An 11,834-nucleotide genomic window follows, 5' to 3' on the forward strand; every position below is an offset into this window, starting at 1 on the left:
GCCCGATGAGTATCATCAGGCGTTTTAGGGGTTGATAATTAATCTATTTTACTATTTTGATAACCAGCCCGGCCAGTAAAGATCCCTGTTATTCTTTTCACCGGATACACCATTAGAGAGGTTAACGACATAGTGATTAACTTGATTAATGCCGATTGTTGACGACCAAAAATGCCCGGTACCCGAGAACTGGAGTGGCCAGCCATAAAAAGTCTCAATCTTATCAAATGGGTAACTGCTCTGTAAGTCGAGCAATTGTTCTCTGCTCGCCAGTACACCGGACTGACTCGCAGCAAACCACTCACAACATGACCAAGTTTCATTATTCACCTCTCGGCTAACAGCTGCCCATTCAGCAGCCAACGGTGGACGTTTAAACGTAACATTCCTGACGACTATCGTATCGCTCATATGTCCCCAGAAGTTAGCCTTGTTGGTGTCCGGGCTGGTCACTATGGTAAAAATCACCGACTGACTCGCTGTCGCGGATACCTCCCCGGCGTCACCAAGCAGGCTGAACGTCAGCGTGCTTTCCAGCCCTAATCCCGCCGGGTCGGTTAGCATCAGCATCACTGTACCATCCTCCCCAGTAGTACCACTGTAGGTCTTCTCACCATTTAGCAATAACGTTGCGGGGTAGCTTATTCCCTGACGATTGGTCGCCGACAACTGTGTCAGTGCCAGATTGGCTCCATTCAGCGGTTTTCCCTTCCCATCACTGGCAGTCAGCACCAATTGAATGCTCTGCTCACGTTTGGCATGTTGACGATCCAGCGTGAGTGTTAGCTCTTTACAGTCGCGAGCGGCAGCACCTCTAGCTGCAATACCTCTGAGTAACTGAGTTCACCATCAGCATGGTCTACCATATAGCTGACCTTGACTTGGTGTCCCGCACTGGCCCGCATTACCGCCGCACTTATCTCGAAACTCAGTGGGCTGTTGACCATATTTGTCGTCACCCCTTGTTCCTCCTCATATGTTCCGGCTGCGCCAAAGCCATTCCAGTAGCAGAACACACTGTCTTTTCGTGCCATGCCCGGATACGGCAGAATAGTGATCACGCACCCATTCGGGTAATCAGTGAGATTCAACTTTCCGTCCTGAGCGGCGGGGATAATCATTGGGCGCGGTAAGCGGAACTGCGCCTCCGGCAGCCGGAATACCTGACGTGGCGAGACGCGGACATTGCCATTTCTCACCACCCGGTACATCAGAATAATTGACCCCAGATTTTTATTATTGACCTCATGTTCCAGCATTGATTTATTCAGCGAGAAATTGAGCGAACTGTATGGCGGATAGCTTTCAATGTAACGCACCTCCTCCAGCAACACTGGGAACGAACCCATATTGCCAAGATCATGAGCGGCATTGATCAAACAGGTGAAGATGACCTTGTCACCATGGTTCATCATCGGATAGGGTGACAGTGTCACTTCAAGGGCCGGGGACAACACCAGATCCGGATCAAGCATATCCCCCACAGCACTTTCCACTGTTAGCGCTGGCAGACCAAGACCCACGCCGGCCCCGGTCACCGTCAGCCCTAAGCTACGGGAGTTAGGCATGGAGCCATCGGCCTTTTCGACGTTATAAGAGAGCAGCAAACTGCCAAGAGGCAGCATATGTAGCCAGCTATTGGCAATGGTAAACTGCAAGGGAAATTGGATATCTGCCGTATTAACCGTCAGGCTCTGACCCTGGCCTGGTAACCAGGTGGACTCCTCACCACAGTCGGTCGACGCGGGCACCATCCCGAAGCAGCGAAGATTAACGATATCGCCGATAGCCATATCAGGATAACTCGGCAAAAAGATGGCCACATCCTGCAACCCCAAAGTGGAGAGGTCAAGATTGGCATTTACGTCATCCCGAACCCAGGGGATCGGGAGCAGCTCTCCGGGTGACAGAGTGCGCACGTCTACCCGCACCGCCTGCGACCAGCGAGACCAGTTATTGACCTGGTCACAGATCTCATAGCGCACCACCAGTCCGATACAGTCTCCCTGACCAAACAAGGTGGCGGCCGGGATCACCACTTTTAGCGGGAGGCCCACGTCCTCTCCGGCAATATGACGTACCACACGGGTATTGCCATAGGTGAGATACACAGTGTCGCCATCATGCATATTGGGGTAGCTGGCGATAGTGACCGCTAGCCCGCTCCCCGGCACATCGCTGGCCTTGATGATAGCCGGTAGCCCGGCGACGGGTGGCAAGGCTTCATTCACATAGGGATTCTCGTTCAAAACTGGCGGGCCGCCGGGCACACTGGTTTTGACTCTCACGGTGAGCGGGAAAGAGCTGGCCGCCCCCAATGTATAGTAAAAATTGGCCGCCCCCGAGAGCAGACCGTCTGCCGAGACCGGCAGCAGCAAACTGCCGATCTCCAAATCAATCGCGGATAGTACCCGGCGACTGACTTCGCGATAACCAATATCACCCGCCCCCTGCAGGAACAAAATAAGCACATCATTGATATGCATATCGGCGTGGCCGGGGGTGAGTAGCACCGGAATTTGCCCGCCAGCAGGATAGAATCCCAAACCGCCGCTGCGGGTGGCATCAGGAATTTGGGGCGCCGTTAAGGTAGGGTCTGAAGCAAATTGAACGAATGACATTGCAGTGTACTCCTATGATGGGGTTGTGGATCAGACAACCAGGTACTGTCGGTCACGGGGAACGACAGCCATTCTCCAGACAGAGCATAGGAAACGGCATCAGGGCTGCATAATGATATAAAGTATTCAATCGATAACCCTAAGCATCAACTCAGTGCCATATGTAGACAATTGGCCTGTCCTGATAACTTAGACGGCCACCTAAAGGTGTGACCTATACCAATAGCCTTATATTCTTCGTTAAGAAAAATTCAGCTAATATATTTAGGCAGATAATTAATCGGTTAAATCATTAAGTCAGTATCACCCTTAATAATCAACAATAAAGATAACCTGAGGGATATATATAAAGATTTATAGATGAATTATTAATAGTGACTTTCACTGGAAGCCAAAATATCGACTAAGCTATGACTTGGTTCAGCTAACTAATTGAATAGTTAGCATAGTATTAAAAGATAGTATTAAGAGATAGCATTAAAAATAACCGTGACGCATTATCTGGGACAGGCCCATAAACGGTGCCCAACATCGTATTTTCTCTATTTGTAGCTTTGAGATTTTATTTTCTAATTTGTGATACTACTTAGCATAGGCTCTACCACTGAGCTATGGAGGTTTTATGAAAAAAGTTATTCTGGTTCTCGCGTTAATGATCGCTTCATTTTCTGTTATTGGTCAAGATAAGGTGCTAACAGGTGCGGGTGATATATCATCAACACCAATGGTAGTTGAGTTAAAAAACAGAGTTTGCGATATTAATTACCCGCCACTTTTGGAAACCGATTATGACTGGTGCTGTGAGCTATGTTGCAATCCGGCGTGTGCGGGGTGTTGATAAACATCATCATTAATCGGTTATACATATTGAGAAAATAGCGGACATTAGGGGCCTGTCCCAGATTCTGTGGTTCGACATAAAATATTAAGGGCGGGGCGCTGAGCACCCCAACCTAAATAGCAGCTAGCTTTAACCTTCGCGGTGAACACTCAGCCCGGCAAAAGATTGGCTGACCGGCATCATCTCCAGTGAGTTAATATTGACCCGCACGGGCAGGGTCGCCACCCAATATACCGCCTCAGCAATATCTTCTGGTATTAATGGATTAGCGCCATCGTAGGTTTTATTCACTTTGTCACCATCGCCTTTAAAGCGCACCGCTGAAAACTCAGTACCGCCGACCATACCCGGCTCAATATCTGTCACCCGGATCCGGGTGCCATGCAGATCGGCGCGCAGGCCCAGACTGAACTGCTTAACAAATGCTTTGGTCGCGCCGTAAACATTACCACCGGCATAGGGCCAGTTAGCGGCGGTAGAGCCGATGTTAATCACGTGCCCCACATTGCGCTCGACCATGGCAGGTAACAATGCGCGCGTCATATTCACCAGGCCTTTGGTATTGGTGTCAATCATGGTATCCCAGTCTGCAACATTGGCTTTGTGAGCAGGCTCCAGCCCTAATGCCAGTCCGGCATTGTTAACCAGCAGATCGATATTTTTCAGCTCAGCCGGCAAGTCATCAATAACCTGTTGAATAGCCGCACGATTTCGCACATCTAACCGCACAATATGCAACTTAGCGCCCAGCTCATCCTTTAACGCTTCCAGCCGCTCCTGACGACGACCACTGGCGATAACCTGATGACCGTGGCTAATAAATTTGCGTGCAATAGCCTCACCAAATCCGGAGGTCGCACCGGTAACAAAAACGATCATATGCATTCCTTATTTTTCAGTACCAATCCGGGAATTTTTATCACATATTTTGAGCATACCGGATCCGGCGGGGATTAAGAAGGGGGGTTTTATGCGATGGCATTACGGGCTAAAGGGGGAGGATAAAAATCGAGCCGTGACGATAACAGCCCGATTTAGCTTGAGTAATAGAGTCATCGCGCTATTTTTTCTTATACACATCAGCACTAGCGTGAATTTTCGTATTGGTGTTGGTTGAGGTGATTACATAATAATCCCCACCCAGTTCATCTGCCTTTTTTGATAACTCAGCCTTGGCATCAATGGGGGCTAATTCACCAGACGTCACGATGGTCCCAATTTTTTCATACTGATCAGGGCTTTTATTTAGATCTTCTTTAGTTAACAACTCAGCGGCGATAGCCGCGGAAGAGAATGCGCCTAACAGCACTAAGGTCGTTATTGCTTTAAATAATTTCATAGTGTTCCTCTCATTAACGATATTGACCAAAAGATATTTACCTGCATAGCGGTATTAGTATTGTTCTCATCACTGGGTTTAGCCAGTGATGCGCAGATCTTTCGGATTTTAGGCTAAAAAAGTCATTGCTGTAGTAGAGACGTGCTGTGCTTTTGTAACCTATACGTTAGGGAATGGATAGTATCTGGCTGGCGTGAATTAGCTGAAGAAGAGGGCGTTCCTGAAGCATTGCGAGATAGCCTGTGGCAGACCCTGCGATTAAGATGGTAATGTAAAGGTTACAAAACTCACTTATAACGCCACTTTTGCAACGTAAACAATACTAAAATGGATATGTTCAAGTTAAAACCTTGGTTAAATCGCTGGAATCTCACTCCTGATGGCGCCCCATTTATAACCCATACGTCACAGTTACTCCCAGTTAAAACAGCAACACAGGGTATTAAAGCCATGCTAAAAGTCACGGATGATGCGGATGAACAAGCCGGTAATGCACTAATGGCATGGTGGGAAGGGAATGGCGCCGCACAGGTTATTGCCCATGAAAATGAAGCAATTCTTCTCTCAAGAGCCACTGGTTCCGCGTCACTGTCAGCTATGTCACGAGAAGATCAGGATGATGTAGCTTGTCGTATTTTGTGTATTACTGCGAACCGACTTCATACATCCCCAAAAAAAACATTACCCCAGCTTACACCTCTACATGAGTGGTTTTATCCTCTAAAATCAGCAGCCCTGAAGTATGGCGGTATCCTGACACGTTGTGCAGAAATTTCAGAAGAGTTGCTTTCTTCTCCACGTGATGTGGTTGTATTGCATGGTGACTTACATCACGGCAACGTGCTTGATTTTGCGACGTCCTGGCTGGCCATTGATCCAAAAGGACTACTAGGTGAACGAGGATTCGATTTTGCCAATATTTTCACTAATCCAGACCTTAGTCATCCAGTGCCTTGTGTAGCGACTGTTCCGGAGATATTTAAACAGCGGCTAAGTATCGTTACCGAAACGGCTAACCTGGACAGAGAACGCCTTCTCAAATGGATAATTGCATGGTGCGGGCTTTCAACAACTTGGTCCCTCGAAAGTAACGACACTGTATCAACAACAATAAAAGTTGCTGAGATGGCAATTACTGAATTGGAACAGTGAGCAGGATATCAACATAACTTGTTTTATTATCTATATGGAAACGAAAAACTCTTCCTCATTGACCATAATCGCTGATACGTCATAGTTTTCATTGTCAAAGCTAAGTAGAGATGTCCGGGGTAGGGCAAAGTTCAAATGTCCATAGCATGGTTTCATCAGTTGATAAGCCGCCCAATCAGAGCGGCAAATGAATTATGCCTGAATTGTTATTTCTCTGATTTGCTTCCCAGTAATGGTATTAGTCGAATATAAATAAGCTCACTCAGTAATTCGACCATTGTCTGTGTAACAATCACCGCTGGTAAAACAGGTATTGCTCCGGGTACTGAAAGCGCAAGAGGAAGTATAACCAGGGAATTTCGTGTTCCTGCACTAAACGCAATTGCTCTGCCAGAGGTAGCATTTAATCCAAATAATCTGGATACACACCACCCGGCTAATGGCGCGAGCACTGCAAAGGCAACGTATACAGGCACAACATGTAATGCCGCTGATTTAGCATCTCCCAGTTGGGGAACCATTGCTGCGACGACAACAAACAAGACAACTGCCGTCGCCGGAACGGGTAGTAAACCAAGCCCTTTATTAATTGAATACCCCAGTTGACTCCTGCTGCTCCAGAATTGGGTCAAACTTGCCAGGCAAAGAGGCATCACGATCAACCACATGAAGGCCTGAAAGAATGGCCCGGGTCTGACAAGCCCTTCAGCCTGGTCACCCAGAAATAAATGCAGATACACTGGCAAGAGCAGTACCTGCATAATCAGTAGCGCAGGTGTGGAAGCCAAAAGTAGTTTCGAATCGCTCCGACCCAATTGTGAAAATGTCACCACATAATCGATACAGGGGGTCAGGAGAACCATGAGCACTCCCAGCATGACAAGCGGGTTATTTGGAATAAACTGTATCAGGAAAGCAACCAGCACCGGTACGATCACGAAATTGGCTATAAGCAATGGCATGAGGAAGCGAATACGGGTGAATGCTTTGCCAAGTTCGGCTACAGGAACCTGGAGAAACGTAACATACAACATCAGTGCCAGCACCGGAGTTATTGCTTTTTCAAATACTGACGTGCCCGGAAGCAATGTGGCGAAAATAGCAGCCAGGACCACTGCAAAAAAAAAAATAACGACCTGATGATTTTCAAGCCGTTCTCTTAGCTGCATCATATTTACTTAACTCGTATTATTTCCATGAAGTTGAATATCATACGGATAGGATCAAACGATGCCCTTCTTTATCAACAACTTTTTCGCCGTCTTCTTTTGTGAACTCCGGAAACTGCTGATTCCGGGGTTATAAAAATTAGTGTGATACAGTCAACCGCAGCGCCAGTGCTGCCAGCGTGACAAACAGCACGGGGAGTGTCATAACAATGCCCACCCGGAAGTAATATCCCCAGGTGATTTTGATGTTTTTCTGCGAAAGAACATGCAGCCAAAGCAAGGTTGCCAGGCTGCCGATAGGGGTAATTTTAGGCCCCAGATCGCTACCGATGACGTTGGCGTAAATCATCGCTTCTTTGATAACACCAGTCGCTGTGCTGCCCTCAATCGACAGCGCCCCAACCAGCACGGTCGGCATATTGTTCATCACCGATGACAGGAAGGCTGTCAGGAAGCCAGTACCCAGCGTTGCCGCCCATAATCCTTGCTCTGCCAGCTGATTCAGCACGGATGAAAGATAATGGGTCAGACCGGCATTTCGTAAGCCGTAGACCACCAGATACATCCCCAACGAGAAGATAACGATTTGCCATGGCGCACCTCGCAACACCTTGCCGGTATTAATGGCATGACCTTTTTTCGCAACCACAAACAGGAGCAGGGCACCAACAGCAGCGACCAGACTGACAGGAACGCCCAGCGGCTCCAGTCCGAAGAACCCCACCAGAAGTAAAATCAGAACCAGCCAGCCGGTTTTAAAGGTATTCACATCTCGTATAGCGTCTTTCGGTTCTTTCAACAGAGCAACGTCGTAAACGGCAGGAATGTCCTTGCGGAAAAACAGATGCAACATCACAAGCGTCGTCGCAATGGCCGCCAGGTTTACCGGCACCATCACGGCTGCATATTCGGAGAAACCAAGCTTAAAGAAATCCGCCGAGACAATGTTTACCAGGTTTGAGACAATCAGCGGCAGGCTTGCCGTGTCAGCGATAAACCCAGCGGCCATGACAAACGCTAAGGTTGACCCCTTGCTGAATCCCAGCGCCAGCAGCATCGCGATAACGATAGGCGTCAGGATCAGTGCGGCACCGTCGTTGGCGAACAGTGCGGCGACCATCGCGCCAAGCAGCACGATCCAGGTGAAGAGCAGTCGCCCCCGGCCATTCCCCCAACGGGCAACGTGCAGCGCGGCCCATTCAAAGAAGCCGGATTCATCGAGCAGAAGACTGATGATAATCACAGCAATAAAGGTGGCGGTCGCATTCCACACTATCTGCCAGACCACCGGAATATCCCCCAGATGAACGACGCCAGTCAGCAATGCCAGACCTGCGCCCAGTGAGGCACTCCAGCCAATCCCCAGCCCTCTGGGTTGCCAGATAACCAGGACGAGCGTGAATAAAAAGATAGCACCAGCCAGTAACATCAGAAACTCCATTCACATTTGTTTATTCGAATATATACATCGTCATCAGCAGGAGGCAGATGCCACGCTACTAAGCTTGTTGCGTATGTTTTCTCGTTCACAATTCCAGGCTGTATCAATAATACCCGCAGCCCATGCAGGCATGTGTGGCGACAGTCGGTAATGCACCCATTTTCCTTCGCGGCGGTCGATGACCAGTTCTGCTTCGCGTAACAGTGCCATATGTCGTGATATTTTTGGCTGAGATTCTGCGGTTGCCGCACAGATGTCACAGACGCACATCTCACCGGACTCCCTGAGAAGCATCACGATAGTCGAACGGGTTTCGTCGGCGAGCAGTTTAAAAAGCTGAACAGGCTGTAGCATGCTTAACCTCGTTAAAAAATAACAATACATATGATATTTCATATGTGATAACTTTTAAAGCATAGCTTATGAGATGGAGATTTTTTATGACCGACTTACCGGCAATCGAACCGGATTGCTTTGATGATGCGCTTGCCAGCAAACTTACAGGCAACAACGAAACCATGCCGCGTATTCTCATCCTCTACGGCTCAGTACGAGAGCGGTCCTACACAAAGTTAAAATGTCACCCAATCCTCCAAAGTAGAAATGTCACTTTTTATTCAGAAGAACAGGGGATTCTATCTTCGTAGGCTTGCTCTAAATTCCTCTGGATTCGCTAAGACTGGATTGATGGCTCGGAGTTGTTCCTGCACTCTGGCTTGAGCCAGTTTTAATACTGTACCAAGACGTTTGTTATCACCCAGTCAATACAGAAGCGTTTTTGCGGTTTGGTAAGCAGAAATACTCTGTTGCATCTTAGATTTTAAAATAGCTTCCATATCTTTTAGTATGCAACTGTATTTATTTTTAGAGTTTTCACGTATGCCTTATCATTCTAATGCCACTCCGTACTTAAGCATTGACCATGACAGCATCGCTGACTGGAAATCTGCGCTGTCTGGGCAGTGGTTTATTGGTGTAGTTGATACAGAAAAGCGTTCCGTAAAATTAGCTCCTGTAAATATATTCGATGCCAGAGGAAATCTGGATTCAGCGGTATTAAATAATACTTCAATGCAGGGCATGAACCGCTATGCTTCAGGCGCTGCCGGTGAGAGAGTTGGTGACTCAGCTATGCCTGAATATCTTCTAAATCGTGCTGCTGGAATGACGCACCATACCGCGGTGGTGAAGCAAGCTGGTTTTGATCCATCCAGTTCCCTTGGGTTTAGCCTGATAAAAATAAACTGTCATTTTGCTCAAATGAAGATGGCATCTAATTCCCTGAATGCTGATAAACCAGGCGCAAGGTATCACCATAGCTTTTCTCGTGCGACATCTATGAAAAGAGATGGATACTTCCCGGGAAGTGCCCAGTTACCGCTGCAATGGCAACATGCTTTAACTCTGTTTTTTAATACAACCATGAACATTCCGCATGTATCTGTATCTAATGATTGAATTGTTATATACCTCATACCGGAAGGTCAGATTTCTCTGTTGCGCTGCCTATCCAAAGAGGGCTGTTTGCGCAAAATAGCTCTATGCCTAGGTCATGTAGGGCACGACCATACTGAGTCACGGCAGTATTGCGTTTTTCTGGTTGGTTGACTCGAAATATAGAATGATTACAACTTTGCTACTACAACACTGGTGCGCATAATGTATATTATGTTAAATTGAAATTATGCATAACCAAACCATACGCGCTAGTCAATTCCGCCCGTAATCCGTTAAGCTGAACCTGGTTCCCTGCGATCCATCTTTCAGCTACAAATAGCAAAAACTGCGAATTAAAACCCCTTCCCTCATTTTTGGCCAGTGACGCTACGTGAAATCTGTAGAACTGGCAGCATGATTGCCCGTCAGATTTCACCAAACAGCAGACACAAAAAAGCCCGCATTTATGCGGGCCAGTTGTCTACATCAGATTATGCAGGTTTATGTGAATGTCGCTCAGCAGCGTTAACCACGCTCATAGATAGCTCCTGATCAACTGCCGCTATCCACTCCTGAACTGATCGGTTTGGCCGTATTATCCAACGCCCTAATGGATGGTGTCAGCGACGCGGCGATAGTCGCAATAATCACCGCCACTGCTGAGGCGAATAGGACGGTCGAACTGCCGTAGCGCATCGCCAGCGGACCTGCAGCCAGTTCCCCGACCGGAATGGCGATAAATGAGCCCAAAGCATCATAGGCATATACTCGCGCAAGTTTGTCGGCAGGAATATGGGTTTGCAGAGCATTCGCCCACACCACGCCGAATTGGCCAAAGCCGACACCCGCAATAAAAAATCCCGCCATCAGGATCGCCGTCGATGAAATCATGCTGAGGAGAATAATGGGAATAGCACAAAGCGAAACCAGCATGACCCCAATAAATAGATCGCGTCGTGGACGCCAGCGGAGCGCAATAAAAGAACCCGTAATGAGACCAATACTTTGTGCAGCAACCATAGCGCCCCAACCTACCCGGCCGAATGAGGCATCAGCCACTATCGGGCCAAGGATCATGACCACGCCACTGAACGCGGCATTAACAATGGTGAACTGGGCAACGATAGACCAAACCCATGAGTGAGCAATGAACTCTCTCCAACCATCACGCAGATCCTGCAAGATATGGCGGTTCGACTCCACAGCGAGTGCGGGATTAATACGGATGAAGAAATATAGCGGTGCGGCGGCGGCAAATCCTAAGGCGTCAACCGCTAAGCCCCAGCCAGGCCCAATGGTACTGGTCAAAATGCCACCCAGAGAGGCCCCCATGATGGTGCCGGCATAGATGCCCACTTGGATAAAAGCGTTTGCTGCCCGGAGGTGATATGCCGGTACGGTTTGTGGCACCATGGCCGACGATGCCGGCAGTGCGATGCCCGCAGCGGCACCATTAATGGTGCCAAGTACCGCCAACCCGATGATGGTTGCGGTGCCATCCAGCACTAACCAGGCCACCACCCCTTGAGATAAGGCGGCAATAGTAGATGAAGAGAGTAGAACAATACTGCGGGAATAACGATCGGCAAGTACCCCGCCGATCAATAAGAAAGCGACATTGAAAATAGAGCGCGCAGCAACAACCAGACCTAGATCAGTTGCGGAGCCGCCGATATCCAACACCGCGAAAGCTAATGCAATAGGGGCAATTCCATTGCCTAATACGGTGAGCAGCCGAGCAAAAAATAAGTTTCTAAACGGTGCATAGTGAAACAGATGTCGGGAATATGGGACGGCGGTATGCGCACTCACTCACGACTCTCCAAACACCAGT

The 11,834-nt window shown here is 48.3% G+C and carries 12 protein-coding genes; 4 read left to right on the forward strand and 8 right to left on the reverse strand.

What is annotated here, in order from left to right:
- Window positions 1–51: 51 nt before the first annotated feature.
- Window positions 52–732, reverse strand: a complete 681-nt coding sequence (locus tag HRK25_RS15960) for an adhesion domain-containing protein (RefSeq protein ID WP_005279627.1) — start codon at window positions 730–732, stop codon at window positions 52–54.
- Between the two features lie 50 nt (window positions 733–782).
- A complete protein-coding gene (locus tag HRK25_RS15965; protein WP_005279630.1) occupies window positions 783–2,621 on the reverse strand; it encodes a hypothetical protein in 1,839 nt (612 codons plus the stop codon).
- Window positions 2,622–3,243: 622 nt separating this feature from the next.
- Between HRK25_RS15965 and HRK25_RS15970 the strand changes: the two genes are divergently transcribed.
- Window positions 3,244–3,459 carry an ST-I family heat-stable enterotoxin gene (locus tag HRK25_RS15970; RefSeq protein ID WP_032899105.1) on the forward strand — a complete coding sequence of 72 codons (216 nt, stop codon included), beginning with the start codon at window positions 3,244–3,246 and terminating at the stop codon, window positions 3,457–3,459.
- A 132-nt stretch (window positions 3,460–3,591) separates the two neighbouring features.
- Here HRK25_RS15970 and ydfG read toward each other — a convergent pair whose 3' ends face one another.
- Together ydfG and yahO are read right to left on the reverse strand one after the other, a co-directional pair.
- Window positions 3,592–4,341, reverse strand: a complete 750-nt coding sequence (gene ydfG / locus HRK25_RS15975) for a bifunctional NADP-dependent 3-hydroxy acid dehydrogenase/3-hydroxypropionate dehydrogenase YdfG (RefSeq protein ID WP_005279634.1) — start codon at window positions 4,339–4,341, stop codon at window positions 3,592–3,594.
- 181 nt (window positions 4,342–4,522) lie between these two features.
- On the reverse strand, window positions 4,523–4,801 hold the full coding sequence (gene yahO / locus HRK25_RS15980; RefSeq protein ID WP_005279636.1) for a DUF1471 family periplasmic protein YahO: 279 nt from the start codon (window positions 4,799–4,801) through the stop codon (window positions 4,523–4,525).
- 327 nt (window positions 4,802–5,128) lie between these two features.
- Here yahO and HRK25_RS15985 point away from each other — a divergent pair, with 327 nt between their 5' ends.
- Complete coding sequence (locus HRK25_RS15985) at window positions 5,129–5,953, forward strand: aminoglycoside phosphotransferase family protein (protein ID WP_005279638.1); 825 nt, start codon at window positions 5,129–5,131, stop codon at window positions 5,951–5,953.
- 206 nt (window positions 5,954–6,159) lie between these two features.
- On the opposite strand, the gene HRK25_RS15990 is transcribed toward HRK25_RS15985, so the two are convergent.
- From HRK25_RS15990 to HRK25_RS16000, 3 genes are all read right to left on the reverse strand, one after another.
- The gene (locus HRK25_RS15990) at window positions 6,160–7,125 is read right to left on the reverse strand and encodes an arsenic resistance protein (protein ID WP_005279640.1); all 966 of its coding nucleotides are present in this window, start codon (window positions 7,123–7,125) and stop codon (window positions 6,160–6,162) included.
- Between the two features lie 136 nt (window positions 7,126–7,261).
- Complete coding sequence (locus tag HRK25_RS15995) at window positions 7,262–8,551, reverse strand: arsenic transporter (protein WP_057646669.1); 1,290 nt, start codon at window positions 8,549–8,551, stop codon at window positions 7,262–7,264.
- Window positions 8,552–8,596: 45 nt separating this feature from the next.
- The gene (locus HRK25_RS16000; RefSeq protein ID WP_032898385.1) at window positions 8,597–8,917 is read right to left on the reverse strand and encodes a transcriptional regulator; all 321 of its coding nucleotides are present in this window, start codon (window positions 8,915–8,917) and stop codon (window positions 8,597–8,599) included.
- Between the two features lie 86 nt (window positions 8,918–9,003).
- On the opposite strand from HRK25_RS16000, the gene HRK25_RS20240 reads away from it, so the two are divergent.
- Both HRK25_RS20240 and HRK25_RS16010 read left to right on the forward strand, forming a co-directional pair.
- Window positions 9,004–9,210: a hypothetical protein gene (locus HRK25_RS20240; protein WP_032898384.1), complete on the forward strand. Its 207-nt coding sequence runs from the start codon at window positions 9,004–9,006 to the stop codon at window positions 9,208–9,210.
- A 199-nt stretch (window positions 9,211–9,409) separates the two neighbouring features.
- Window positions 9,410–10,021, forward strand: coding sequence for a hypothetical protein (locus tag HRK25_RS16010; protein WP_005276709.1), 612 nt, complete (start codon window positions 9,410–9,412; stop codon window positions 10,019–10,021).
- Window positions 10,022–10,552: 531 nt separating this feature from the next.
- Here the strand turns inward: HRK25_RS16010 and HRK25_RS16015 are convergent.
- On the reverse strand, window positions 10,553–11,812 hold the full coding sequence (locus HRK25_RS16015; protein WP_005276708.1) for an MFS transporter: 1,260 nt from the start codon (window positions 11,810–11,812) through the stop codon (window positions 10,553–10,555).
- Between the last annotated feature and the right edge of the window lie 22 nt (window positions 11,813–11,834).

The sequence above is a fragment of the Yersinia bercovieri ATCC 43970 genome (genome assembly GCF_013282745.1).
GTDB lineage: Bacteria > Pseudomonadota > Gammaproteobacteria > Enterobacterales > Enterobacteriaceae > Yersinia > Yersinia bercovieri.

Coding starts and splice junctions, on each gene's coding strand:
- yahO (WP_005279636.1), bottom strand. CDS start 4,801: ATGAAATTATTTAAAGCAATAACGACCTTAGTGCTGTTAGGCGCATTC.
- HRK25_RS15965 (WP_005279630.1), bottom strand. CDS start 2,621: ATGTCATTCGTTCAATTTGCTTCAGACCCTACCTTAACGGCGCCCCAA.
- HRK25_RS15970 (WP_032899105.1), top strand. CDS start 3,244: ATGAAAAAAGTTATTCTGGTTCTCGCGTTAATGATCGCTTCATTTTCT.
- ydfG (WP_005279634.1), bottom strand. CDS start 4,341: ATGATCGTTTTTGTTACCGGTGCGACCTCCGGATTTGGTGAGGCTATT.
- HRK25_RS15985 (WP_005279638.1), top strand. CDS start 5,129: ATGGATATGTTCAAGTTAAAACCTTGGTTAAATCGCTGGAATCTCACT.
- HRK25_RS16000 (WP_032898385.1), bottom strand. CDS start 8,917: ATGCTACAGCCTGTTCAGCTTTTTAAACTGCTCGCCGACGAAACCCGT.
- HRK25_RS15990 (WP_005279640.1), bottom strand. CDS start 7,125: ATGATGCAGCTAAGAGAACGGCTTGAAAATCATCAGGTCGTTATTTTT.
- HRK25_RS15995 (WP_057646669.1), bottom strand. CDS start 8,551: ATGTTACTGGCTGGTGCTATCTTTTTATTCACGCTCGTCCTGGTTATC.
- HRK25_RS20240 (WP_032898384.1), top strand. CDS start 9,004: ATGACCGACTTACCGGCAATCGAACCGGATTGCTTTGATGATGCGCTT.
- HRK25_RS16010 (WP_005276709.1), top strand. CDS start 9,410: ATGCAACTGTATTTATTTTTAGAGTTTTCACGTATGCCTTATCATTCT.